Annotated in this window: 23 protein-coding genes; 6 read left to right on the plus strand and 17 right to left on the minus strand. The window is 37.5% G+C overall.

Annotation, left to right across the window (positions count from 1 at the left end):
• Positions 1–64: 64 nt before the first annotated feature.
• Positions 65–883 carry an enoyl-ACP reductase FabI gene (gene fabI / locus ABD909_RS05895; protein WP_345097030.1) on the minus strand — a complete coding sequence of 273 codons (819 nt, stop codon included), beginning with the start codon at positions 881–883 and terminating at the stop codon, positions 65–67.
• A gap of 112 nt (positions 884–995) precedes the next feature.
• Positions 996–1,898: a DnaJ C-terminal domain-containing protein gene (locus ABD909_RS05900; RefSeq protein WP_345097031.1), complete on the minus strand. Its 903-nt coding sequence runs from the start codon at positions 1,896–1,898 to the stop codon at positions 996–998.
• Positions 1,899–2,217: 319 nt separating this feature from the next.
• On the opposite strand from ABD909_RS05900, the gene pdxH reads away from it, so the two are divergent.
• A complete protein-coding gene (gene pdxH, locus ABD909_RS05905) occupies positions 2,218–2,841 on the plus strand; it encodes a pyridoxamine 5'-phosphate oxidase (protein WP_345097032.1) in 624 nt (207 codons plus the stop codon).
• A 395-nt stretch (positions 2,842–3,236) separates the two neighbouring features.
• Here the strand turns inward: pdxH and ubiA are convergent, their stop codons facing one another.
• A complete protein-coding gene (gene ubiA / locus ABD909_RS05910) occupies positions 3,237–4,241 on the minus strand; it encodes a 4-hydroxybenzoate octaprenyltransferase (RefSeq protein WP_345097033.1) in 1,005 nt (334 codons plus the stop codon).
• Between the two features lie 88 nt (positions 4,242–4,329).
• Here ubiA and purD point away from each other — a divergent pair, with 88 nt between their 5' ends.
• Entirely contained in the window at positions 4,330–5,604 is a 1,275-nt protein-coding gene (gene purD, locus ABD909_RS05915; RefSeq protein ID WP_345097034.1) for a phosphoribosylamine--glycine ligase, read from the plus strand.
• A gap of 367 nt (positions 5,605–5,971) precedes the next feature.
• On the opposite strand, the gene ABD909_RS05920 is transcribed toward purD, so the two are convergent.
• The 7 genes from ABD909_RS05920 to ABD909_RS05950 all read right to left on the minus strand — a co-directional run bounded on the left by ABD909_RS05920 (position 5,972) and on the right by ABD909_RS05950 (position 12,841).
• Complete coding sequence (locus ABD909_RS05920; protein ID WP_345097035.1) at positions 5,972–6,499, minus strand: DUF6101 family protein; 528 nt, start codon at positions 6,497–6,499, stop codon at positions 5,972–5,974.
• 148 nt (positions 6,500–6,647) lie between these two features.
• Positions 6,648–8,057, minus strand: coding sequence for an FAD-binding oxidoreductase (locus tag ABD909_RS05925; protein ID WP_345097036.1), 1,410 nt, complete (start codon positions 8,055–8,057; stop codon positions 6,648–6,650).
• A gap of 2 nt (positions 8,058–8,059) precedes the next feature.
• Complete coding sequence (locus tag ABD909_RS05930; protein ID WP_345097037.1) at positions 8,060–9,022, minus strand: L-threonylcarbamoyladenylate synthase; 963 nt, start codon at positions 9,020–9,022, stop codon at positions 8,060–8,062.
• Positions 9,019–9,660: a ribonuclease HII gene (locus tag ABD909_RS05935; protein ID WP_345097038.1), complete on the minus strand. Its 642-nt coding sequence runs from the start codon at positions 9,658–9,660 to the stop codon at positions 9,019–9,021. Before ABD909_RS05935 ends, ABD909_RS05930 begins: the two co-directional genes overlap by 4 nt.
• Before the next feature lie 181 nt (positions 9,661–9,841).
• Complete coding sequence (locus tag ABD909_RS05940; protein WP_345097039.1) at positions 9,842–10,750, minus strand: 4-(cytidine 5'-diphospho)-2-C-methyl-D-erythritol kinase; 909 nt, start codon at positions 10,748–10,750, stop codon at positions 9,842–9,844.
• A gap of 254 nt (positions 10,751–11,004) precedes the next feature.
• Entirely contained in the window at positions 11,005–11,853 is an 849-nt protein-coding gene (locus tag ABD909_RS05945) for a S49 family peptidase (RefSeq protein ID WP_345097040.1), read from the minus strand.
• Between the two features lie 196 nt (positions 11,854–12,049).
• Positions 12,050–12,841, minus strand: coding sequence for a tRNA1(Val) (adenine(37)-N6)-methyltransferase (locus ABD909_RS05950; protein WP_345097041.1), 792 nt, complete (start codon positions 12,839–12,841; stop codon positions 12,050–12,052).
• A gap of 261 nt (positions 12,842–13,102) precedes the next feature.
• Here ABD909_RS05950 and ABD909_RS05955 point away from each other — a divergent pair, with 261 nt between their 5' ends.
• The 4 genes from ABD909_RS05955 to glyS all read left to right on the plus strand — a co-directional run bounded on the left by ABD909_RS05955 (position 13,103) and on the right by glyS (position 19,178).
• Positions 13,103–14,119: a polyprenyl synthetase family protein gene (locus ABD909_RS05955; protein WP_345097043.1), complete on the plus strand. Its 1,017-nt coding sequence runs from the start codon at positions 13,103–13,105 to the stop codon at positions 14,117–14,119.
• 97 nt (positions 14,120–14,216) lie between these two features.
• Positions 14,217–15,911 carry a tetratricopeptide repeat protein gene (locus tag ABD909_RS05960; protein WP_345097108.1) on the plus strand — a complete coding sequence of 565 codons (1,695 nt, stop codon included), beginning with the start codon at positions 14,217–14,219 and terminating at the stop codon, positions 15,909–15,911.
• Positions 15,912–16,014: 103 nt separating this feature from the next.
• Positions 16,015–16,956 (plus strand): glycine--tRNA ligase subunit alpha, encoded by a 942-nt coding sequence (locus tag ABD909_RS05965; protein ID WP_345097044.1) that lies wholly within the window; start codon positions 16,015–16,017, stop codon positions 16,954–16,956.
• Positions 16,956–19,178: a glycine--tRNA ligase subunit beta gene (gene glyS / locus ABD909_RS05970; protein ID WP_345097045.1), complete on the plus strand. Its 2,223-nt coding sequence runs from the start codon at positions 16,956–16,958 to the stop codon at positions 19,176–19,178. Before ABD909_RS05965 ends, glyS begins: the two co-directional genes overlap by 1 nt.
• Positions 19,179–19,900: 722 nt before the next feature.
• On the opposite strand, the gene ABD909_RS05975 is transcribed toward glyS, so the two are convergent.
• From ABD909_RS05975 to ABD909_RS06005, 7 genes are all read right to left on the minus strand, one after another.
• Complete coding sequence (locus ABD909_RS05975; protein WP_345097046.1) at positions 19,901–20,395, minus strand: F0F1 ATP synthase subunit B; 495 nt, start codon at positions 20,393–20,395, stop codon at positions 19,901–19,903.
• Between the two features lie 11 nt (positions 20,396–20,406).
• Positions 20,407–20,973: a F0F1 ATP synthase subunit B gene (locus ABD909_RS05980; RefSeq protein ID WP_345097047.1), complete on the minus strand. Its 567-nt coding sequence runs from the start codon at positions 20,971–20,973 to the stop codon at positions 20,407–20,409.
• 134 nt (positions 20,974–21,107) lie between these two features.
• A complete protein-coding gene (locus ABD909_RS05985) occupies positions 21,108–21,338 on the minus strand; it encodes a F0F1 ATP synthase subunit C (protein ID WP_006589457.1) in 231 nt (76 codons plus the stop codon).
• A gap of 54 nt (positions 21,339–21,392) precedes the next feature.
• A complete protein-coding gene (locus ABD909_RS05990) occupies positions 21,393–22,151 on the minus strand; it encodes a F0F1 ATP synthase subunit A (RefSeq protein WP_345097048.1) in 759 nt (252 codons plus the stop codon).
• 7 nt (positions 22,152–22,158) lie between these two features.
• On the minus strand, positions 22,159–22,587 hold the full coding sequence (locus ABD909_RS05995; RefSeq protein ID WP_345097049.1) for an AtpZ/AtpI family protein: 429 nt from the start codon (positions 22,585–22,587) through the stop codon (positions 22,159–22,161).
• Between the two features lie 387 nt (positions 22,588–22,974).
• A complete protein-coding gene (der, locus tag ABD909_RS06000; protein WP_345097050.1) occupies positions 22,975–24,402 on the minus strand; it encodes a ribosome biogenesis GTPase Der in 1,428 nt (475 codons plus the stop codon).
• Between the two features lie 4 nt (positions 24,403–24,406).
• The gene (locus ABD909_RS06005; protein ID WP_345097051.1) at positions 24,407–25,078 is read right to left on the minus strand and encodes a DUF2659 family protein; all 672 of its coding nucleotides are present in this window, start codon (positions 25,076–25,078) and stop codon (positions 24,407–24,409) included.
• Positions 25,079–25,401 lie beyond the last annotated feature (323 nt).

Consider the following 25,401-nt stretch of genomic DNA (forward strand, 5'->3'; position numbering starts at 1 on the left):
TTTCTATTCCAAAATACCATTGGCCGTTTTAAATTCGATTAAATCAATTTTGTCGAATTAAGCCTTATTCTTTAACGACAGAAATATCTGGCGCATCCACAGCTTTCATACCTATGATATTATAACCTGAATCCACATGGTGTATCTCACCAGTAACAGAACGAGACAAATCTGAAAGAAAGTAAAGAGCAGAATCACCCACTTCTTCAATTGTTACCGTTCGACGTAAGGGAGCGTTATATTCATTCCATTTTAAAATATAACGGAAATCACCAATACCAGAAGCTGCTAAGGTCTTTATTGGTCCAGCAGATAGAGCATTGACACGGATATTTTGAGGACCTAAATCTACTGCAAGATATTTCACGCTCGCTTCAAGAGCTGCTTTGGCAATGCCCATCACATTATAATTGGGAACAACTTTTTCTGCACCATAATAGCTCAGAGTTAAAATTGAACCACCATCCGGCATCAATTTTTCTGCACGCTTTGCTAATGCTGTTAAAGAATAAACAGAAATATTCATGGTCATCATAAAATTTGATTCGCTAATATCAATATAACGACCACTTAATTCGTCTTTATCAGAAAAACCAATAGCATGAACTAAAAAATCAAGTTTACCCCACGTCTTCTCTATTTCTCTAAAAACCATATCAATAGATGCACTATCAGAAACATCACAATGACCGCAAACTAACCCCTGTACTTCCGCAGCCAAAGGCTCAACACGCTTTTTCATCGCATCACCCTGATAAGTAAAAGCAAGCTCCGCTCCCGCAGCATTCGCCGCTTTAGCTATCCCCCAAGCGATAGAACGATTATTGGCTAATCCCAAAATTAAACCACGCTTGCCGTACAATAAACCATTACCCTTAGCCATCAGCACTGCCCCATTGTTACTTAAAATTAAGATTATTCATCTGCCTATGGCATAGGTCAACTTTTTCTTCAAGTAATTGCTTTAAAAACTCTGCTTTTATATCACTCACATGTTAATCTTTTTGCATTTGCAAAAATTGTTCTAAAGCAGCATCCCCATCTTTCGGCAACATTATACGAACATGTACATAAAGATCGTCTCTCGTACCATTTTTTAAACGAAGCCCTTTTCCTTTCAACCGTAAAACACGATCAGAGCTTGACCAAGCAGGAATCGTTAAAACCACACGACCTTCTAAAGTCTCAACTTCTGTTTTTGCTCCCAGAACAGCATTTTTAAGGGAAACTGGTAAATCAAGATGGAGAGCTCTTCCTTCAACACGCAAACGAGGATGCTTTTGGATTTGAATCGTTATCAACGCATCTCCTGCCTGCCCATAAGCCACTTCTTCTCCTTGACCTTTTAAACGAATGGTTTGGCCATCTTCAACATAGTCTGGAAGTTTAATTTTTAACCTTTTTCCATTAGGAAAGACGGCTTCTACCTTTTCCGCACCCACCATCTGTTCCAACGTTATTGCAAGATTCGCACGAATATGCGCCCCTTGTTGAGGCCGATTATATCGTGCTGAATTTGAAAAACTCCCACCCCTGCCAAATAGATCACGAAAAATATCACTCGCATCAAAACCTGCACCGTCTGAAGAAGAAAAATCAAAACCTTTTCTCCCTCTTGAAAAAGGATTGTGACTATTGCTAAAATTTTCACCAGCACCATAGGTTTGATAGAGTGGTTTTCCTTCCATATCAATTTCACCACGATCAAATTGTGCCCTTTTGTCCTTATCACCTATAATTTCATAAGCTTGATTAATTTCAGAAAACTTTTCTTTAGCTTTTGCATCATTCACATTGTGGTCTGGATGATATTTCTTTGCTAATTTTCTGAAAGCTGATTTAATCTCTTGCGGTTTTGCGGTACGTGCCACACCCAAAATCGTGTAGGGATCACGCATATTGCCCTCTTTTCAATTTTTTCGTTTTTTAAATATCAACTGATATGTTGTTCAATATCTCTTGTAATTTTACCACTCTCTTTTCAAGAATGATTTTTCTTCTCATTATATGTCTATCAAGAAATTAAAATACCAGATAAAATAGACATTTTATTTCATTTATCTCACTATATCCTATACTAAAGACAAAAATGATAAGGATACTATAATAGTATATGATGTGATTGTTTTTACAGTAAGAAAAAATAGTGCTTTATTTCTTAATGACAAAACAAATTAACGAGCTTTTCACTCATACCCACGGACATTTGGAGATATTATGGACAATAAAGTACAAACAGATGATGATTTTATGGAAATGCAAAAACCTTTTATCCTTTTCGCAAAGTGGCTTGAAGAAGCAAAAATGCATGAGATAAATGATCCTAACGCCATGGCGTTAGCAACCGTTGACGAAACAGGATTGCCTAATGTTCGTATGGTGCTTCTCAAAGATTATAATCCCCAAGGTTTTGTTTTTTATACCAATTATGAAAGCCAAAAGGGGCAAGAAATTTTAAAATCAATGAAAGCCTCCTTAGGTTTTCACTGGAAATCGTTGCGCCGTCAGGTTAGAATTCGAGGAATTGTTGAAAAAGTCAGTGTGCAAGAAGCTGATGCATATTTTCAATCACGTCCACGTGGAAGTCAAATTGGTGCGTGGGCTTCTAAACAATCTCGACCATTAGAAAATCCTTTTGTCCTCAAAAAAGCAATTGCTCAATATACAACACGTTATGCATTAGGGAATATCCCACGCCCACCTTATTGGTCTGGATTTCGCGTTAAACCCCTTTCTATCGAATTCTGGCGTGATCGCCCATTTCGTTTACATGACCGTCTTCTCTTTACACGCGATTGTGTTGAACAAAATGATTGGCAAAGACAAAAACTTTATCCCTAATTCTCCAAAATTTCATTGTTATTAAAGAACTTATTCTCATAACAATGAAACAATTCTTTGCAAAGTAAAGATTGGACATTGATACAGTGAGAGAGCATTTTTTCTCTTTCTATAAGAAACTTGGTTGATAAAAATCTTTTTCTTATTCTAGAGCTTGAAAAAAGATTAAAGTTGTAAAGATTAAAACTAAACTTATCTAGCCTTTAGTAAGATAATCAGGAATGTTTAAATAGAGCTTAAAAATAAAATTTATCTGTCAAATGCAGATAGACTCTGAAAAGAATCGGGGATAATAAATTTCAAAGTCAATAAACTCGGGCTTTTATTTTCAATATCCTATGATAAATATCCATTTCAACATGACGTAATACATAATGTTATTTTTAAATTTGTTGTTAAACCGCAGAAGAAAACATCATCCATATACCACCGCATACTAAACCAGCAAAAATTACAAAACCAATAAATGAATTCGATTTGAAAAGCTTTAGACATTGTGAACTGTCATTGATATCAATCACTTTAATTTGAATAAACATATGAATACTTGCTAAAAAAATCCCTAAAAAACTAATAAAAGGAACTTTTGCTAAATAGAATGCTAAACTGATGAGCACTACAAAACCGCTATATAAAAATACCAAAGCGCGCTTGGTACCTTCACCAAAGAGAAGGGCTGTGGAACGTACGCCAACCGTTGCATCATCCTCTTTATCTTGATGCGCATAAATTGTATCATAACCTATCGTCCATAAAATGGATCCCATATAAAGTAAAATTGGTGACCAACTCAAACTTCCCCATACAACTGCCCACCCCATTAATGCTCCCCAATTAAATGCAATACCTAAAAAAAACTGTGGCCAATATGTTATGCGTTTCATAAAAGGATAAAACGCAACTGCTACCAATGACGAAATCCCTAAAAAAAAACTGTACCTATTAAACTGTGATAAAATAGCTAAACCAACCACACATTGTATCAATATAAAAAGCTTTGCTTGAAACCGACTTACATGACCTGTTGGCAATGGACGAGAACGTGTTCTCTCTACCTGTGCATCAATTTGATGATCGACAAGATCGTTCCAGGTACAGCCTGCCCCCCGCATCGCTATGGAGCCTAATATGAACAGCAACAAATACCAAAACCAATGCAATAACACTGATAAAAGAGGTAATGGATACATTTCATAAGAGAGAAAAGCCATCGTTGTGGACCAAAAACAAGGCCACATCAATAATTGCCAACCGATAGGCCTATCCCAACGTGCTAATTGAGCATAAAACCATACAGAAGGAGGCAGAAAACGATAAACCCACTGTTTGGAAGATGCATCCATCACTCGTCCCTGATTCTCACAGGATTGAATATGTGCAATATTTTTACTTTTTTTCATCAAATAATTTTACCTTTAGTCTTGCGATAGAGGCATTTCATTCTTATGACAGGAATCATTTAATCATCTTCTATGATAGGAGCAAACAATGAACATCCTTCTTATCGGCTCAGGCGGACGAGAACATGCTTTAGCATGGAAAATAGCAGCATCACCACTGCTAACAAAATTATATTGTTCTCCTGGAAATCCTGCAACAGGAGAACATGGTGAAAATGTTGATTTAAACATTGATGACCATTCTCTTATTGTTGACTTTTGTAAAATACATTCTATTGATCTTGTAGTTGTTGGACCAGAAGCACCACTTGTTGCTGGCATAACAGACTCCCTTAATAAGGCTAATATCTGTGTATTTGGACCGACTCAAAAAGCTGCTCAGCTAGAAGGCTCAAAAGCTTTTACAAAAGATCTATGCCGTAAAAATAATATACCTACAGCATCTTATCAATGCTTTGATGATTCTGCAAAAGCCAAAGCTTATATTTATCAACAAGGCGTTCCTATTGTTATTAAGGCTGATGGCTTAGCTGCTGGTAAAGGTGTTGTTGTTGCAACAACCATAGAAGAAGCATTTCATGCTGTTGATGCCTGTTTCAAAAATCCCTCCTGCGATGTGGGAAAAAAAATTGTTGTAGAATCTTTCCTTGAAGGTGAGGAAGCAAGCTTCTTCTGTCTTTGTGATGGTCAAGTTGTTCTGCCCTTTGGTTCTGCACAAGATCATAAACGGGTGGGGGATGGTGATACTGGAGCAAATACCGGTGGCATGGGCGCTTATTCACCAGCGCCTATCATGACTGAAGAAATGATTAATCGTGCTCTTAAAGAAATTGTTGAACCAGCTCTATGCAGCATGAATACACTGGGAACTCCCTTTAAAGGCGTTCTTTTCGTTGGATTGATGATAACACAAAAAGGGCCTGAACTTATTGAGTTTAACGTGCGATTCGGTGATCCTGAATGTCAGGTTTTAATGATGCGTCTTAAAGATGATATCCTCCCCATACTTCTTGCAGCTGCGCAAGGAAATCTTGAACGAAAAAAATTTCAATGGTCTGAAAAAACTGCTTTGACTGTTGTTATGGCCGCCAAAGGTTACCCAGATTCTCCACAAAAAGGTACTGTTATCCGTAATCTTGAGAAAGTAAACGCAATGTCTGATGTGAAAGTTTTTCAAGCTAGTACTCTATTGCGCAATGGAGAACTCATTGCCAATGGTGGACGTGTTTTAAATATAACAGCAACGGGAGAAACTGTTATGCATGCACAAAAACGCGCCTATGAAGCTGTCGATTGTATTGATTGGCCCGAAGGCTTTGTTCGCCGCGATATTGGATGGAGAGCCATGGCACAAAAAGTTTAAATCCTTTGAGCATTTCTTTTTTATGATTTCATCATCTTATTTAAGATAATATGCAGCAATCAATCTGCTAAGCGTTCCGTAATTTTCGTCACTGTGAAAAACGATAAATTTTCTTGTACTCACATCTATCACAAAATAGATAAAACAAAAATTATGTTCTGTTATTGCCTTTGCATCAAGAAAGTGTTCCCATATCATTAAAACCAATAACTTAACTACCTCGGAAAAAAGTATTGCTGCTACTACAATAGAAAAAACATATCATGTAAATGATTGCTAAATAATATATTTGCCAAACAAAACTCTCAAAAATGCAGAATAGCTTCATATAGCGGTATAATAGAAAAAAATGAATACACCGCAATATTTATCGTAGCGCAATCCGATTCGCAATCACCAAACGCAAACCTAACGGATTGCTATAACGAAGTGAGAAATGCTTTTGCTTAGAATGCGACGTGGTACAAAAAAAACGACGTAAATCAGAACGATCTTTTACAACTATGACACGATTATCTTCATTGATCATAAGCATAGGAAGATCATAAGTATCTGCCCACAACCGCCAATCTAGAAGAACATTATTCAAATCTCTAGATACTAAAAGTGGAATGCACGCTTCCTCATCCTTATGCAGAAGTTCTAATGCAACTGCTCTCTCTCCTGAATGCATTTTTACAGTGCGTGCCGCAATGCCTTTGAAATGATAAGAGGGCATTAAATGGGATAAACTTGAGGGTGTATCCATTGTAAAAAAAACACCGCGATCACTTAACGAACAAATTATTTTGTTGCCCGTTTTTGATGAAAAATATGTCGTTGTTTGTGGCAAATGGCACGGATCTAACCGAAATTCAAGCACCGCTTTTGCCTGATTAAAGCATTGATTAGCCATATACAGTGTCCCAATTTATCTTAATAATATACTCCCTTTAACAGCTTTTCCTCATTGGATTATTAAAATATTGAATAAAAAACAACTGGTTTCTTTTTTGGTTATCAAAGTCTAAACAGAAACACATAACCTATTCATATTTCTTAAATTATAAAACTTTTCCAGGGTTCATAATCCCTAAAGGATCGAGCACTTGTTTAATTCCTTGCATAATTTCTACTGCAACAGGTGATTTGAAAGTACGAAGTTCCCCACGTTTCAGTTGACCAATTCCATGCTCAGCAGAAAAAGCACCTTGATAGTGCATCACTAAACTATGAATGCCCTGGTTCATTTGTGACCATAAACGCAAAAAGGCTTTAGGATCAGCGCCAATAGGCTGCGTAATATTATAGTGTAAATTTCCATCGCCCATATGTCCAAAACAAACTATCCGCGCACCTGGAGAAATTTCTTCAACAACATGTGCTGCCTCAGAAATAAAATCAGGAATGGAAGCAAGTGGAACGGCAATATCATGCTTAATGGATCCTCCCGCTAACTTCTGTGCTGGTGATATGGCTTCACGCAATTGCCAAAAAAAATCTTGTTGCTTTAAAGATTGCGCAACAACTGCATCCTCTATGACAGTATTCTGTAAGGACTCTTCCAAAATAATACTGAGCACCGATAATGCCTCATCCTCACTTTGTAATGAAGAAAGATGAATCAATACATACCATTCATGCTCACGCTCAAGAGGAGATCTCTCACACAACTTATAATCTAAAGCCATCTTCAAGCTGAGTTTTCCCATCAACTCAAAACCCGTCAACATCCCTCCTCCATAACATTGTGCGAGAGATAAAAACTCAAGAGCCGTCTCTGGGCTACATAGCCCCACCAAAGCTACGGCTTGCCCTTTAGGTTTTGGAAAAAGCTTTAAAACCGCTGCTGTTATAACTCCTAGTGTTCCTTCTGCACCAATGAAAAGATTTTTCAAATCATACCCGCTATTGTCTTTCTTGACAAAACGCAAATCATCTAAAAGGCGTCCATCAGGCAAAACAACTTCCAAACCAAGACAAAGTTCACGCATATTGCCATAAGCCAAAACAGCCGTCCCTCCAGCGTTAGATGAAAGATTTCCCCCTATCTGGCAGGACGCTTCTGAAGCCAAAGAAAGAGGAAAAAAACGATCTAATTCATCTGCTTTTTTCTGTAAGTCTTGTAAAATCACTCCAGCTTCCACTACAGCAAAATTACCCTCAAGATTTATACATCGCACCTTATTCAATCGTTCCATGGATAAAAGAATACTGTTTCCACTCTCATCTGGTTGTTGACCACCGACAAGACCTGTATTCCCCCCCTGAGGTACAATTGATGTGCGCGTTTGGCTCGCAAGCTGCATAATCGACGATATTTCTACAGTAGAAGATGGACGTAAAAGTAAGGGGGTTTTTCCATGAAAAAGTCCACGTTCTTCAAATAAATAGGGTGTAATTAACGCTTGATCTGTTATAGCGTGTCCAATACCAACAATTTTTGTAAATTTCTCAATTAATTCCTGCTCCATCTTCATTTCTCCTTTGGAGCCGCAGCACGTATAAGACGATCATTAATAGCCTCACCTAAACCGTATAATGGGATAGGTTCTACTGCAATAGATCTCACCTTCAATGAATCCAATTCACTCATATATTGAAAGAGATGGAAGGCTGCCTCTTCTAATTGTCCACTCTCACTAAGATTTAAAACAGAAACGGCATTTTCAACCCCCATAACGCGCTTCCTCCCAAATGCTAAAAGTGCTTCACCACTTTCCACCTTGTTTACATTCAAACGCATCATAGCATTTGGTGCATAATGCGACTTTAACATACCTGGTGCCTCAATCTCAGTCTGCTGATCTATTCGTTTTAATGATTTCCTAGCAACTTCTTCAATATTTTGCGCCGCAAGCCCTCCAGGGCGCAAAAGATAAATATTTTCACCACAAACCTTAATAATTGTCGATTCAATTCCTATTTTGCAAACTCCTCCATCAAGTATCAAAGGAACAGATCTCCCTAAAGATGCAAAAACAGCTTCAGCAGACGTGGGACTAAGACGCCCTGATTGATTTGCACTTGGAGCAGCTAGAGGTCGACCAAAACATTCTACAACTTCTGCAAAAGGACCATTTGGAAAACGAACAGCCAACGTATTCAAACCAGCAGTGGTTAAAGGGTGTATATTATGCTGTGCTTTTAAAGGGAGAACCAATGTCAAAGGTCCTGGCCAAAATACCTCCATTAATAAACGCGAAAGAAAATCAATTTCAACATATCTCTCTGCCATGTCGATACTGCTGACATGCGCAATAAGAGGATTGAATTGTGGGCGCCTCTTTATGGAAAAAATAGATGATACGCTCCTCCCATTGGTTGCATCTCCCGCCAATCCGTAAACAGTTTCTGTTGGCAGAGCCACTAATCTTCCCTGTTCAAGAAATGTAACGGCCTCCTTTATCGAAGCACTCTTGAGAGGAAGAATTGTCATAAAACACCATTCTTACAGCGCCCTTTAAGTGGTGCAAAACTATAACGATGTAATCTCACAATTGGCCCATATTTATCAAGAGCAGCACGATGCACTTTCGTCGCATAACCTACATGCTTCTCTAAACCATAACCTTGATAAATTTGCCCTACATATTCCATCATTCGATCCCGCGTTACTTTGGCAATAATAGATGCTGCTGCGATTGAAACCGAACGCTGATCACCCTTAATCAAAGAAGTGGCTGGACACGGTAGTCCAGAAGGAATATCTCGTCCATCAATAAGTGCATAATGAGCTGGAACTGCTAATCCTGTAATACAGCAGCGCATTGCTTCTAAAGTTGCTTGTCTAATATTGGACTGATCAATCGTATGAGCACAAAGACTAGAAATTGAAATCGCTAAAGCATTTTGTAAAATTTCACTGTATAATTTTTTACGTTGTAAAAGAGACAATTTTTTTGAATCATTGAGCCCGTGAGGAATATGCTCTTTATCCAAAATAACTGCTGCTGTTACTACCGGCCCGGCAAGAGGACCACGTCCTACTTCATCAACACCGGCTATATGAAAAAAACCTTGGTTTTGCAAATCCAATTCACATGAAAAATTTGGCTGAAGCGGTAAATTAGACATGTTTGATAAACCACAAATACAAAGAACTCAATGATGGAGGCTTATGCACAATACCAAACTCCTCTTCTAAAAAACTATTTTAGCACGTATATATTTAATCGGAAAAACAAAAAACACACATTCTATTACTCCCCATCACATATAACAGCCAAACAAAACCTCTTACCTTCATACTTATTTCTTAAATTTTTCCTGAAGTCATGATAGCTTTCACAAACCAATCTGGATGTATCGATTTGATAAAAAGCGCTGCCTGTTGGGCGGTTTGTTGATCTTTAAAAATACCAAAGCAAGTTGCCCCCGACCCAGACATACGAGAAAAAAGAGAACCACATTCATCTAATGTAGATAATACTTGTGTTAATTGAGGAGCAATTTTTAAAGCAGGGGCAAAAAGATCATTACGCGTTTCTTTTAAAGCTTCAACCAATGTGTCAACTGTTTTCAAAGCTTCTGAATCAATTTTCAGAGAAGAGTTATTGTGCCTTTGCAAAACTTCAAAAACAGCTCTTGTTGCAACCTGTTGTCCATGATTCACTAATACCATAGCAAGAGAACAAGCCTCCTTTATTGGGGTAATATCTTGGCCAATGCCTTTCACAAAAAGCGGCTGCTGATATTCTAATGCAAAAAGGCACATTGGCACATCAGCACCAAGAATTAAGCTCATTTCTGCTAATTTTTCACAAGAACAGTTAAGTTTCCAATGTGTACGCAACATGCTTAAAACACCAGCAGCATCACCTGAACCACCACCAATGCCTGAAGCAACAGGAAGTGTTTTAACAAGTTGAAAAAAAGCCGGCTTAGCACTTTCAGGAAATGTCGTGTGCATAAAATCACGTGCACGAATAACCAAATTGTTTGCATCAAACACAAGGTCCTTTGCAAACGGACCGGTTAAAACAAAGTTATCATGTTCACAAGGTGCATAAGCTAAATGATCACCACACAGGCTAAAATAGACCAAACTTTCTAATAAATGATAACCATTAGTATGCTGGCCAACAACATGTAAAGCTAAATTCAACTTAATAGGTGTTACTATATAAGAATAACCTTTGAATGAAGCTTGTACATCCAATATCATCTGACGTAATATTCACCTGTGCTGGAATCCTTTACCAATGTCCCCCGTTGTTTTGTGTTGCTCTTAGATTCTTTCCTCCCTTCTCTCTGTAATATCTTCTGTAACCGTTTCCTAAAAGAACAATAAGCATGAAGAGTTATTATACACAATAAACTGAATGCAATCATCCGTATCATTCAAGTATATTCCTTTTCAGAACCACTTTTAGAAAAAATTACTTACCCCGTTGAACATCTATCAAATTGCATTTTCTGTCATAAATCATAACGTTGCCAAAGCGCACGCTCTTCTAATGCCGTCAATGCACTGTCAGCTACTGTATAAGCGGCATGAGAAGTAATTCCCGAAGGAATTTTAAGTCCTAAAAGGCTTTTTGGAGGCGTAATTAATCGAAGCTTTGTGTCATCTCCAAACCGCTCTTTAATAACAGAGCGTATATCGTTTAGTCCATCGACAAGGCCAAGCTCGACTCCTTTCTTTCCACTCCAAAACATTCCTGTAAAAATATCTGGATCATTTGATAATTTTTCTGCACGACGCTCTTTAACCAAATCAATAAAAGTTTGATGAACTTCAAGTTGCAGAGACTTTAAATGCTCAATATCGGCTTTCTTTTCAGGCTGAAATGGATCGAGTGTAACCTTGTTCTTTCCTGCTGTATAAACGCGCCGCTCCACACCTATTTTCTTCAAAAGTTCAGGAAAACCAAAAGAAGAAGAAACAACCCCTATAGAACCAACAACCGAAGAAGGATCAGCAAAAATCTCATCCCCCGCACAAGCAATCATATAACCACCTGATGCAGCTACATCTTCAATAAAGACAAGAACCCGTTTCTTTTTTTCCTCTGCTAAATCACGAATACGCTTGAAAATAAAACGCGATTGCACCGGCGAACCGCCAGGAGAATTTATAACAATTGCAACCGCCGGTGCTTTTTTGTATGCAAAAGCCTTGTCTAAAAGATTCGCACATTTCCCCAAAGAAAGTGTACGTGCTATTGATGTCGTAGAATCCATAATCGCCCCATGAAGGCGCACCACAGGAATTACAAGTTGACTAGAAAAAAAACGGGACGGAATAAGACTTTTGATAACGTCCATCAAAACAAAATCTCCTTATAAATTAAGTAAATCATATATGCAAGGACAACAGAAAGGAAGAACGCTATAACATCCAAAAGCACCAATCAACCCCCACATTACAACTAGAAATAAAATTTCATATAAAATTACAGTCCTCCTTAAAGAAATAAAGCATTATTCTAAATTTAAGCAATAAACTGGAAAACACAAGATATCATTTAAAAAGTTCCCACAAACTTATACATCCATTATTGATTGCATCAATCCGCGGTGAAAAAGCATGTCCCTCACCTTCATGTATAACCACTGCCGGTAAAATGGATAAAGCCGCTCTGCTTCCCCGTTTTGCATAACATAAAATACGAATTGCCGATGTTGTTGCACGTGCATGAATGGGAATGATACAGATACCACCAAAGCGACCTTCTAAAGCATGTAAAATATCATTTAGTGATTGCGGACGTGCGATTACTCCTAAATAACCACTTGGCTTAACAATTGCTGCTGCACTTCGAAACCAATGATCAAACATTGCTTCAGGCATAACATGTGCCTCAGACTTTTGTTGATCAGGTGTTTTGCGATCTGTAGGATTGTTAAAAGGTGGATTCATAATGGCAAAATCAAAAGAATAATCCATCAATCCTGCTTTTAAACGATTTTTTCCTTTCAAAGTAACATCTGCCTTTAACAAACAAACCCGCCCAGCAAATTTTTCATTTTGTTTTAGCATAAGTGTTTTTTGTGCATAAGTGACCATAAAAGGTGAGCGTTCAACCAATGTAACATGAGCTTGCGGACAACGCGAAATAACAGCCAACCCTGCCGCACCAGCCCCTGCTCCCAAATCAACAACCTTGCCCTTTAAATGAGTGGGGACCAAACTGGCTAATAACATAGCGTCCATCCCAGAGCGATGGCCATATCTACGTGGTTGAACCAAATAAAACCTCCCACGATGAAAACTGTCTATTGTTTCATCATGCTGATTCGCCATTTTATCCATTTGAAAGCCTAATATTCCATTATAAACTGAGCTTTTTTTCTCAATGACTATTTAAACAAAGCTGTTGCAAATTCTTTCTTTAAACCTCATAGAAATAACATTATACAAGCTTTTAAAATATACCCTTGTACATATTATCAAAAGTTTGCGCTTTAAAGCAGTATCAAAGACTTGAGTCAAAACAAAACCCACTTTATGCTAATCTTCTATAAAAAATAGAATTCATAGATGTCCATTTTAATACTCTTAGGAGTCAACATATTGAGCGTAGCTACAAAACTAGATCAAACACAAGATAATCAAGTGTCCCTACAATCCCTCATTAATCTTACCCAAAATGATATGGAGCGTGTAAATCAATTTATCCTCTCTATGGCAAAATCAGAAGTTGAAATGATTCCTGAAATTTCCAATCATCTTATTTCATCAGGTGGAAAACGGTTACGCCCAATGATCACATTAGCTTCTGCTCATATGTTCGATTACAAAGATGAGGGACATATAAGACTTGCCACAGCCGTTGAATTTATGCACACAGCAACTTTATTACATGATGATGTGATTGATGAAAGTGATTTACGACGTGGAAAATCTACCGCACGAATGATTTGGGGAAATCAAGCAAGCGTACTTGTGGGTGATTTTTTGTTGGGACAAGCTTTTAAGATGATGGTTGATGTTGGTTCTATAGAAGCACTCTCTGTCCTTGCAAACGCTGCTGTAATTATTGCTGAGGGAGAAGTGATGCAACTTTCTGCCGCAAGAAATATTGAAACCAGTGCTTCAGATTATCTTAAAGTTATCAACGCAAAAACAGCAGCACTTTTTTCAGCTGCCGCTGAAGTTGGACCAATTATTGCTGGCTATGGTGAAAAAGAGCGTTCTGCGCTACGTGAATATGGAACATTTTTAGGACTCGCTTTCCAATTGATTGATGATGCGCTTGACTATGGTGGTTCTGCTAAACATTTGGGAAAAAATATTGGAGATGATTTTAGAGAGGGAAAAATCACAATGCCTGTTATCCTCGCATATGCACGCAGTAATACAGTGGAAAAAACATTCTGGAAACAAGCTCTTGAAAACGGCAATAACGATAATGAAGCCTTCGTACATGCACAACACTTAATAAAAAAATATGACAGCCTCACAGATACAATAAAACAAGCCCATCTTTATGGAATGCGTGCAATAGATGTGCTTGCTCCCATGAAGAAAAGTCCTGCTCACAATGCTCTTGTTGAGGCTATTGATTTTTGTATTGCACGTGTCAACTGATTCTTTGCAAGAATCATGATATTGTTCAACAAAATAATTGGAAATGATTTATAAACCATACAATCGATTGATTGTCTTGAAAAGGATTGGCTCTATTATGTGCAATGCAACAGTATTCCGCCTTTTGGTGTGCTTTATTGCGGGTATCATGCTGATGCCATCAGCCACTTACAGCAAAATAAACGCTCCGGTAAATACAACCTCATTTACAGGTGCCTATTTAGCTGGAAGAGTTGCAAAACATGAAAATAGAACAGATCTTGCTATCAATTATTTTAAACAAGCTCTCGCCTACAAACCTGGTAATATTGAAACTCAAAAAGAACTCCTGGAAGCCATGCTTTCACTTGGAAATTTTAAAGAAGCTGTTCAGCAAGCACAAAAACTTAAAGAGCAAGGTGTTATAACTCCCTTTGTGTCCTTGACGTTATCGGTAGAAAGTCTCATAAAAAAAGACTATAAAAATGCCCAACTTTTTTTACAATTAAAAGAACCTCCTGCTCTTAATAATCCAATACCTAAACTCATCGGTGCATGGATTACATTTGGATCTGGACAAAAGTCTCAAGCAATTGCTAATCTTGAAAAGGTTAAAGGGCCTATCTGGTATAATCTTTTTATACATTATCATCTCGCGCTTATGAATGACCTTGCAGAACACGCAGAAGATGCTAAAAAATATTTTATACAAGCTCTCAATAACAAACAGGGAAACCTTATAGCCCCTAACACCTATGAGCGTATTGTGATAGCTTACGCCTCATTCCAATTGCGTCATAACATGCGTAATCAGGCTCTTCAAACAATTCAGCATGCTGAACAAATGTTGTCAGGCCGAGAAGTCCTTAAAAATATCCGAGAAAAAATTGAAAAAGGTGCTTCCTTAGAAAGGTTGGTTAAAACTCCCCAACAGGGAGCAGGTGAAGTGTTGTATAACTTTGGTACAGCTCTCAACTACAGAAACTCCGGACAAATCGCACGTATTTTCAAACAATTATCTTTCACCTTATACCCTCAAAATGATGCAACACTATTCCAACTCGCGCATATTTCTGCCCAATTAGATAATCCTTATCAAGCAATTAAACTTTATCGCGCTTTGTCACCTAAATCTCCTTATTATAGAGATGGGCAGCTTCAACTTGCATTTCTGCTTGCAAAAAATAATAATTACAAAGAAGCTATCAAATTACTCACCTCGTTAAGAAAAAAATTCCCCAATGATCGCTCCATTTTGATAACGTTAACTGCTTTTTATATACAAGATAATAAATTTTTAGAAGCTACCAAAACGCTGGATCATGCTATTGCACAGATAAAAAATTTTCAACGAGATGATTGGAAGCTTTTTTATCAACGTGGAATTGCTTTTGAACATTTGGATCAATGGAAAAAAGCCGAGATTGATCTGCGAAAAGCACTTGAATTTTTCCCCAATCAACCGCAAGTTCTTAATTATCTAGGCTATTCACTCGTTGATCGTGGTCAGAAACTTGAGGAATCGCTCCACATGTTGCAAAAAGCCTCTACATTACAATCGAAAAATAGTTATATCTTGGACTCTCTAGGATGGGCTTACTACAAGCTTAAACAATATAACAAAGCCGTTCAAATTTTAGAAAATGCTGTCAAATTACAACCGGAAGATCCTACATTAAATGATCATTTAGGTGATGCCTATTGGCAAATTGGACGCAAGCGTGAAGCAATTTTTCAGTGGAATCATGCAATTGATGGAGAAGCAAAAGATTCTGTAAAAATCCGAAAAAAATTGAAATTTGGCTTACATTAAATATCGATGCTTGACCATAAACACATGAAACAATAAACAACCATAAAGACTGAATTTCCTTTGGTCGCTGTCTATGAATTAAATAATTAAAAGAGTATAAAGTGTGAAATTGCCTGAACATCTCAATCCCAAACGTTCTTTTCAGGGACTTATCTTAACTTTACAAAATTATTGGGCTCATTATGGATGCGCAATTTTGCAATCCTATGATATGGAAGTGGGAGCTGGAACTTTTCACCCATCCACAACACTGCGCTCTTTGGGACCACGCCCTTGGAAAGTCGCTTACGTCCAGCCTTCTCGACGTCCAACAGACGGGCGATATGGTAAAAATCCAAATCGTTTACAGCATTATTATCAATTCCAAGTCCTTCTCAAACCTTCGCCCCCCAATTTACAAGAACTTTATATCAAATCGCTGCAAACCATTGGTCTTGACACAAAACTTCATGATATTCGTTTTGTTGAAGATGATTGGGAAAGCCCAACATTAGGTGCTTGGGGGCTTGGGTGGGAATGCTGGTGTGATGGAATGGAAATTTCTCAATTCACTTATTTTCAACAGGTTTGTGGTATTGAATGCGCTCCAGTTTCAGGAGAAATCACCTATGGGCTTGAACGTCTAGCAATGTATATCCAAGGTGTTGATAACGTCTATGATCTAAACTTTAATGGTTTAGATGGACAAAACAAAATAAGTTATAGAGATATTTTTTTACAAACAGAACAAGAATATTCATACTATAATTTTGAATTTGCTGATACAAAACTTCTACAGCGACATTTTATCGATGCAGAACATGAATGTAGTGCACTTCTTGAAGCTGGGAAACCAAATCATGAAAATGATCGACATCTGTGTGTTTTCCCCGCTTATGACCAATGTATTAAAGCCAGCCATATCTTTAACCTTTTACAAGCGCGTGGTGTTATTTCTGTAACTGAGCGACAAAGTTATATACTTCGCGTTCGTAACCTTGCACGTCGCTGTGGTGAAGCCTTTTTACTTACAGAAGCAGGCCAATACACTAAAGGAGAAGCCTAATGTCTGATCTTCTTCTTGAGCTTTTTAGCGAAGAAATCCCAGCACGCATGCAACGAAAAGCTGCTGCTGATCTAAAAAAATGTGTAACGGATCAACTTGTTGATGCAGGTTTAACCTATAAAGCTGCCCGTGAATATTGGACACCCCGTCGGCTAACGTTAAATGTACGTGGTCTATCTCTACATTCAAAAGATATCCATGAAGAACGGAAAGGCCCAAGTACAAAATCACCACAATATGTGATTGATGGATTTCTACGCTCAACAGGACTCAATAATATTTCTGAAGCACATATTGCACATGATAGCAAAAAAGGTGATTTTTATATCGCTAAAATCATCAAAAAAGGACGGTGTGCAGAAGAAATTATTGCTGAGATTATACCAAATACTATTCGCAATTTTCCGTGGCCAAAATCTATGCGCTGGGGAAAAGATTCAGAAAAAAGTGGGGCTCTGAAATGGATTCGCTCTTTACAGAACATTCTCTGCATCTTCGGACCAGAAATTGGTGAAACACATGTGATTCCATTTACCATTGGTTCTCTTAAAAGCAATAATCTAACCTATGGCCATCGCTTCTTAAATGACGGAGAACCACTCGAAATCCGACGTTTTGAAGATTATAATAGCAAACTTGAAGCCCATAAAGTCATCATTGATGCAGAAAGGCGAAAGAATATTATTTTGGCAGATGCTCAAAATCTTTGTTTTGCAAATGGCTTAGAGTTGGTTCAAGATCATGCCCTCTTAGAAGAAATCGCGGGACTTGTTGAGTGGCCTGTTGTGCTTATGGGAAGTTTTGACAAATCGTTTCTTGATATTCCTCCAGAAATTATTCGTTTAACTATTCGGACCAATCAAAAATGTTTTGTAACGAGGAAGCAAGGTGAAAAAATTCAACTTTCTCCTTATTTTATTCTTGTTTCTAATATCCTTGCAAGCGATGAAGGTAAGGAAATTTCTAAGGGAAATAGTAAAGTCGTCTGTGCCCGTCTTTCCGATGCACTCTATTTTTGGCAAACAGATCAACATAATTTACCCGATATCAAAAACTTGGAATCTTCTGTAAGAAAATTTGATCTTGACTTAAAGAAACCTCTCGATCAAAGAATGGCACGACTTGATCATTTAAATGTCACTTTCCATGCCAAATTAGGTACACAAGGCGCAAGAGTAGAGCGCATTGCTGCACTCGCACAAAAAATTGCACCTTTTGTGAAAGCTGACCCTCTTTTAGCAAAACGTGCCGCAATTCTTGCAAAAGCTGATTTACAAACAGAAGTTGTAGGAGAGTTTCCTGAATTACAAGGGGTTATGGGGCGAAGATATGCCCTTCTGCAAGGAGAAGATCCTCGTATAGCTGAAGCAATTGAAGATCACTATAAACCCTTAGGACCCAAAGATCGTATTCCGCAAGAGCCTCTTGCTATAGCAGTTGCACTGGCTGACAAAATTGATACGATTGTCTGTTTTTGGCTCATCGATGAAAAACCAACCGGCTCTAAAGATCCTTATGCCTTAAGACGAGCAGCATTAGGAATCATTAGGCTTGTGCTTTCACGTGACTGGAAAATTAATCTTATGCCTTTGTTTCATTCGGCAGCGAACTTTTTCTTACAACAAAAAAGTAAATATAAGATATCTCAACAAGAAGATACGCAATCACCAAATTTCTTTCTGGAAAAAATAGAATATATTTTATCGGATCTGTTAGTTTTTTTTCATGAACGTTTAAAAATCTATCTCAAAGAGGAAGGTGCACGTTATGATGCCCTTGAAGCAGTCTTAAATAAAGATGCTGATGATTTTTTATTCGTTGCACGTCGTGTCGAGGCACTTATTGTTTTTATCAATACAAGTGAAGGAAACAACTTTTTAACCGCTGTAAAACGTACCGTAAATATTCTTGAAACTGAATTGCAAAAAGGTGCAATAATAATAAACGATATTAATCCTGAACTCTTTATTGAAACAGAAGAAAAACAACTCTATAGAGCAATGATTGAAGTAGAAAGCAAGATTGGTGATAACATCACTGTAACAAGTTTATCGCAAACACTCAATATACTTGCACCTCTTGGAAAATTTATTGATACATTTTTCGAGAAAGTATTGGTAAATGATAAGGATGCTTATATTCGCTCTAATCGTCTTGCTCTTCTTAGACGTATTCATACTATAACACAAACGGTGGCAGACTTCTCTAAACTTGTCGTTTAAAAACTTCCCCCCCCCTCTCTCAACGAAAAAATAAAAAATAGAACTCTTTTATTTTGGGAAATGCTGGCTCTTAAATACAAAAAACATTATGAGAAAATTTCAGCATAAAGTTTAAAACTACCTTAATTCGCCTTAGAACTTATAATGTAAATGACATGTTTGGTCTTTTTCTTGCACTAAGGGAGTAAAATTCCTACCAACATTGATATGTAAATAATCTGACTTCACTTGGGAGATTCCTGTTTGGCTGATTACTTGTAATTTATTAATAGATAACATGCCGATTTATAATGATCATTTATCATTTTATATATTTAAATGAAAACACAAAATAAGTCAGAAGTTTTTACTTTAAACTCTCTTCATGATAAACAAAGGTCTTCTTATACCTTACAAAAAAGTTGATATATGAATAAAAATTCTTGGGGAAAAGAGTAAATAGGTTTCTTATAAAATCTCTCAAGATAAGAGAAGTTAGTAATGTTTTGCCCTCATCAATAAAATAAAGAGAAAATCTTGTATCTTCATAAAGGTAAAAAGAGTAACTACCCTATTAATTTTACCTTATTACCTTGATAGATAAAAGAAAAACTTGAGAGTTCTTTCTTAATGAAGCCTATAAATTTACATCGCAAGATAAATTTAAAAAAAATAAAGCACTAGGTCCCGAAAAAAGAATTATGCTGCAAAAAGCTAAACTCCTTACACAACCTAAACTACGGCTAATTAAAGTACGTTTTCATTTTAGTCAAGGATTGTTCACAAAGCGACTCCTTAATAAGTTCATTTGCTTTGTTAGAATCTAATTCTTTGGCAATAAGTGTACGAGCAACAGAAACTGCTAAATCAATAGCAGATGAAGAAACCATGCGTATCGCATCTGCTTCTGCTTGAGCAATTTTTTGCTCTGCCAACTTATTGCGATTCTTTACATATTCTTCTGCTTTTGTACGAGCCTCAGCAATTACAGATGCAACTTCATGCTTGGCTGCTGCAATAATTTCTTGTGCATCCTTCTCCGCTTCTGCATGTTTGCGTTGATATTCTGCCAACAACTCCTGTGCCTCTTCACGAAGACGAAGAGCTTCATCAAGTTCATCTTTAATACGTTTTGCACGCGCATCAAGATGGCTCACAGCCATCTGCGGAATTTTAAAATAGACCAAAAGAGCCAAAAAAAGAACTAACCCAACAAACGCCCAAAAAGTATCAGTCATTTTTGTATCCTTTAGTAATCTGCAGCTTTCACAACAGAATGAACAGTCTCTTTGCTAACATCAACATCAATCAATTTTTTCACAATTTCAAGAGCTACTTCTTCGGCAATTACACCAACATTTTGCATAGCTTTATCACGTATTTTGGTGATATTTTTTTCAGCATCTGTTAGCTTTTTTTCTAAACTTGCTTCAATTTCTTTTCGTTCAAGTTCAGCTTTTTCTTTTATTTCTTCACTAGCAGCTTGTGCTATAACATAAGCTTGAGAACGTGCTTCTGCTAATTTTCGCTCGTAAGTTTCAACCACAGTATCTGCTTCCTGCTTCATACGCATTGCCTGATCCAAATCAGATGCGATTCGATCCCGACGTGTTTCAATAACACCACCAATCCGTGGTACAATCACACGAGAAATGAAAAGATAAAAAAGCCCAAAAGAAATCGCCAACCAAAAAAGATGTGAAGCAAAATGCACAAAATCAAACGGCGGAAATACACGATCTGCGTGCGCTGCCGCATTCTTTATATGCTCTATTGATCCTTCAGTGGTCTGTGCATAAGCGCTGGAAACAAACATTCTCTTTTATCCTTCAAACAACTTAATAAAAAGCTTTTTACACTGATGACAAGTGACTGACATTCCTTCTGCTAAAGCCAAAAGGATATGTCTACTTCTCAAAGAAAACCGACATACCCTTACTTAGAAGCTGCTTAAACCGCAAAAAGAAGCAACAAAGCAATGAGCAATGAAAAAATACCCAAAGCTTCTGTCACAGCAAAACCGAACACTAGACGACCAAATTGGCTATCAGCAGCTGATGGATTGCGTAATGCACCAGAAAGATAGCTACCAAAAATATTTCCAAGCCCTAAAGCTGTTCCCGCCATACCAAAGCAAGCAAGACCAGCACCAATATATTTTGCTGCAAGCACTAATTCCATATTATTCTCCTTTAAAGCGAAAGTGTACCATTCGACGGAAAACCGCCAGTTTTATTAATGTCCTGGATGAATTGCATCATTAAGATACATACAAGTTAAAACTGTAAAGACATAAGCTTGAAGAAATGCAACCAAAAATTCGAGAGCAGTAATTGCTACGGTCATAATAAGCGGTAAAACTGAACCGCCAATGCCTACGATTCCTACCCCAATCATTGAAACAACAAAACCAGAAAATACTTTGAGGGTAATATGACCAGCAAGCATATTAGCAAAAAGACGAAGTGAGAGACTGATAGGACGAGAGAGAAAAGAAATAACCTCAATCATCGTCACAAGAGGCAAAATCATAACAGGCACACCACTGGGAACAAACAGTTTTAAAAAACCAATTCCATGTTTATAAAAACCATAACCAATTACCGTTAAAATAACCAACATCGCCAGTGAAAAGGTGATCATAATCTGAGAAGTAATGGTATAAAAATAAGGGAAAAGACCTATAAAATTAGCAACCAAAATAAAACTAAATAAGGAAAAAACTAAGGGAAAAAATCGCATTCCCTGCACTCCAGATGATTCCCGTAAAGTTGAGGCTACAAATTCATACGCCATTTCTGAAAGAGACTGCATCCGCGTTGGAATTAATCCACGACTTGATGACGAAATGAAGAGAAAAACTGAAGTTATAACAACTGTAGCCAATATAAAAAAAGATACATTTGTAAATGAAAAATCCATATTCCCTATGGAAATCTTAATCAGTCTTGAAACTTCAAACTGATGAATAGGATCTGGAGCGTGCGACGTCACTTCAACCTCATTTATCGGACCTTTTCTTATTGGTCCCTTTATCTTGGCGCAATACGCCTTTTTGTCCTAATTGACTGGGAGGAATATACCCCACAGACCGAAGAATACTCAATATACCAGCAGCAAATCCAAGAAAAAGAAAAAATACCAACCCCCATGGTAATGAACCTGCTATCTTATCAAATCCCAACCCCAATATAACACCCACAATAATACTTGCCAAAAACTCACTGGAAAGCTTAACTGCGCGTGCAATTCCACTTTGTTGCTCCCCTCCCCTTTTCTTCTGCTCCCGCTTCTTTAATGCTTGTTTACGCATTAAAGCTAAATCTAACTTCTGACTACGACATTTCAAATCCTCTGAATGAGAACAAGCGCTTTGCTCCTCTCCCGCAGCCTCATCTCCTGGCACAATGGGCCCTTTACCCTTTGCCATCATCAGCTCCTTAGATAAAAAGCAGAGTGAATAATGTATTTTATAAAGCAAGCATCATATTGTTCGCAAATTTATTCGTCAAGACGCTAAAAGAAATCTATCACCAATTTATCGCAATAAATAATGTACCTTCCAATTTTATAAACCTCAACCCCTCTGCACCTTGCAAATAATTATCTCTTATTCTGCGAATAATGCGTTGCTACTTCCCTCTAACAAACGATACCTATCCTCATGGCATAACTCTAAACATGTTGAAAAAATATCTTTTAGAAATAACTTAAATATTGTATATTTTATCCATCATTCGTGAATAAAAAATAGTTTCAATAAAAAATCTTATTTTTCACGCGTTCTTCAATGGGAGTTTACTTACTCAAAAAAGAATTATTTCTTTTTGGAACTTGCTGTAAAAGGATTATCAGATGTGTGTAACGATATGCGAATAGGTACACCAAGCATATCAAATTTATCACGTAATCCATTGGACAGATAACGCAAATAGGATTGAGGCATTAACTTTGGTCGCGAACAAGAAAGCATAAATCCAGGAGGACGTGTTTTAACCTGTGTGATATATTTCACCTTAAGACGGCGTCCCGAAACTACAGGCGGTGGGTGATGTACTATGACAGTTTCAAGCCATTGATTCAATTTGGCCGTAGAAATACGGCGATTCCACACACGGTGCACCATCATGACATTTTCCATCAATTTATCAATCCCTTGACCGTATTGGCCCGATAAAGGAAGCGCTCTCAAACCACGAACTTGAGAAAGAAGGCGACTACATTTTTCATGCAAATCAAGCAATGTGACCTGACTATTTTCAATAAGATCCCATTTATTAAAAGCAATAAGTGGGACGCGCCCTTCACGAATCACAAGATCAGCAATTTGTAAATCCTGCTTTTCAAAAGGTGCAGTTGCATCAAAAACAATCACCACCACCTCTGCAAAACGAATAGCACGTAAAGTATCAGCAACAGAAAGTTTTTCTAATTTTTCTTGAATCTTTGATTTTCTACGCAAACCTGCAGTATCAAAAAGTTTAATATGACGACCACGCCATTCCCAATCTACAGAAATAGAATCACGTGTTAGTCCTGCTTCAGGTCCTGTTAACAATCGCTCTTGTTTTAACATACTATTGATGAGAGTAGATTTTCCTGTATTTGGACGCCCCGCAATTGCAATCCGAATAGGCGCATCTTCATCATAAATAAGCTCCTCTTCCCGCAGAACTCCCACATTATCACCAACAGATGCAGGCTGTACAGAAATATATTCTTCTTCGTTGTTACTTGCAAAGGCGTACCCTCTGCCAACTGCCTCTACAATTGCATCACGAAGATCGCTCAGCCCCAAACCATGTTCAGCAGATATTAGACAAGGCTCTCCTAAACCTAATGACCATGCTTCATACTCTCCCCTTTTGGCTGCTCTTGCCTCAATTTTATTAGCAACAAGTACAATTGGTTTGCCTGACTTGCGCACCAATGAAGCAAAATTTAAATCACTCGGTGTTATGCCGCTTTTTGCATCAAACATAAATAAAATAAGATCCGCTTCATCAATAGCCATTTTTGTCTGAGAACGCATACGACCTTCAAGTGTATGATCAGCCGCCTCTTCCAGCCCAGCTGTATCAATCACATCAAAACGCAAATCTTGAAGTTTGCCCGCATGAATACGCCGATCACGTGTAACGCCTGGCTTATCATCAACCAACGCCAATTTTTGCCCAACCAAACGATTAAAGAGTGTTGACTTCCCAACATTGGGGCGACCCACTATAGCAATGGTAAGGCTCATAAATTTATTCCTTATTTGCCTTGCCTTCAGCTTGCATAAGGCTAAGCATTATCCGTGCTCGATCTATAATTTTTGATCTCAGTATACCTTCTGCAGAAATTTTCTTAAAATAATCAACGGCCTCATCAATCTTTCCTGCTTTATAGGCAGCTAAACCTAAAGCTTCCCTCGCAGACATACGCATAGGATCAATATCATTTGCCATATCTTTGATACGCTTTTCGACATCAGCTAAGGTCCCTGTATCAACCAAAATATAAGCAGCACGAATTTTTGCAACTTTCCGTAAAATTGGGGGAGCTGCTTTATCAGCTGCAACAGAATCAAAAATCTCTACCGATTTTATAGTATTACCCTGTTCCATGAATAAAGAAGCCTCACGTAAACGAGCAAGAAAAGGGTATCCCCCAAAATGAGAGGCTTTAACAGTTTCTAATTGCTTTACTGCCTCATCAAAATGACGTGTATCTGCAAAATCAAGACTTTTTACAAATGCATCACCAATATAACCAGCTTTCTTTATTTGCTGATGATGGTAAATTTGATAAGCAATTATCATCAATATAAAAAGAACGACTGCTCCAATAATCGAAAAACCATAACGTCTCCAAAAAGCAACAGCCTTTTCCTGACGAAATTCCGCATTCACTTCAGCAATAAAACTATCATACGACATATATCATACCTTGAAAAAATTACTTTAATCTATGCTTTTACGCATAAATGAACAAAGATGGTAGCCCTAATTAACTAAAAAAAATTAAAATTTCTAAGTCCTTCGTCTCAAATCTAAAGTGCATCAGAATTGCTTGGAGTTTTACAAATGTTACAGCCCCAAACGATGTAACTGCCCTTTGGTTCATATTATAGTTTTTCCACCTCTTTAAATTTTGGGAAAATTATCATCGCCTTGATATTCAACAAGCCACGCTTAACGATAATATCAAGAGTTATTCACCACTCTCTCTTCATAGCTATAGGGATTACTTAAAAACTTAA

Origin of the sequence: Bartonella acomydis (assembly GCF_039543025.1) — a bacterium.
In the GTDB taxonomy this organism is placed as follows: domain Bacteria; phylum Pseudomonadota; class Alphaproteobacteria; order Rhizobiales; family Rhizobiaceae; genus Bartonella; species Bartonella acomydis.

Excerpts from the sequence above, each read along its gene's own strand:
- fabI (WP_345097030.1), bottom strand. The coding sequence starts at position 883 with ATGGCTAAGGGTAATGGTTTATTGTACGGCAAGCGTGGTTTAATTTTG.
- ABD909_RS05900 (WP_345097031.1), bottom strand. The coding sequence starts at position 1,898 with ATGCGTGATCCCTACACGATTTTGGGTGTGGCACGTACCGCAAAACCG.
- pdxH (WP_345097032.1), top strand. The coding sequence starts at position 2,218 with ATGGACAATAAAGTACAAACAGATGATGATTTTATGGAAATGCAAAAA.
- ubiA (WP_345097033.1), bottom strand. The coding sequence starts at position 4,241 with ATGAAAAAAAGTAAAAATATTGCACATATTCAATCCTGTGAGAATCAG.
- purD (WP_345097034.1), top strand. The coding sequence starts at position 4,330 with ATGAACATCCTTCTTATCGGCTCAGGCGGACGAGAACATGCTTTAGCA.
- ABD909_RS05920 (WP_345097035.1), bottom strand. The coding sequence starts at position 6,499 with ATGGCTAATCAATGCTTTAATCAGGCAAAAGCGGTGCTTGAATTTCGG.
- ABD909_RS05925 (WP_345097036.1), bottom strand. The coding sequence starts at position 8,057 with ATGGAGCAGGAATTAATTGAGAAATTTACAAAAATTGTTGGTATTGGA.
- ABD909_RS05930 (WP_345097037.1), bottom strand. The coding sequence starts at position 9,022 with ATGACAATTCTTCCTCTCAAGAGTGCTTCGATAAAGGAGGCCGTTACA.
- ABD909_RS05935 (WP_345097038.1), bottom strand. The coding sequence starts at position 9,660 with ATGTCTAATTTACCGCTTCAGCCAAATTTTTCATGTGAATTGGATTTG.
- ABD909_RS05940 (WP_345097039.1), bottom strand. The coding sequence starts at position 10,750 with ATGATATTGGATGTACAAGCTTCATTCAAAGGTTATTCTTATATAGTA.
- ABD909_RS05945 (WP_345097040.1), bottom strand. The coding sequence starts at position 11,853 with ATGGACGTTATCAAAAGTCTTATTCCGTCCCGTTTTTTTTCTAGTCAA.
- ABD909_RS05950 (WP_345097041.1), bottom strand. The coding sequence starts at position 12,841 with ATGGATAAAATGGCGAATCAGCATGATGAAACAATAGACAGTTTTCAT.
- ABD909_RS05960 (WP_345097108.1), top strand. The coding sequence starts at position 14,217 with ATGTGCAATGCAACAGTATTCCGCCTTTTGGTGTGCTTTATTGCGGGT.
- glyS (WP_345097045.1), top strand. The coding sequence starts at position 16,956 with ATGTCTGATCTTCTTCTTGAGCTTTTTAGCGAAGAAATCCCAGCACGC.
- ABD909_RS05975 (WP_345097046.1), bottom strand. The coding sequence starts at position 20,395 with ATGACTGATACTTTTTGGGCGTTTGTTGGGTTAGTTCTTTTTTTGGCT.
- ABD909_RS05980 (WP_345097047.1), bottom strand. The coding sequence starts at position 20,973 with ATGTTTGTTTCCAGCGCTTATGCACAGACCACTGAAGGATCAATAGAG.
- ABD909_RS05985 (WP_006589457.1), bottom strand. The coding sequence starts at position 21,338 with ATGGAATTAGTGCTTGCAGCAAAATATATTGGTGCTGGTCTTGCTTGC.
- ABD909_RS05995 (WP_345097049.1), bottom strand. The coding sequence starts at position 22,587 with ATGGCAAAGGGTAAAGGGCCCATTGTGCCAGGAGATGAGGCTGCGGGA.
- der (WP_345097050.1), bottom strand. The coding sequence starts at position 24,402 with ATGAGCCTTACCATTGCTATAGTGGGTCGCCCCAATGTTGGGAAGTCA.
- ABD909_RS06005 (WP_345097051.1), bottom strand. The coding sequence starts at position 25,078 with ATGTCGTATGATAGTTTTATTGCTGAAGTGAATGCGGAATTTCGTCAG.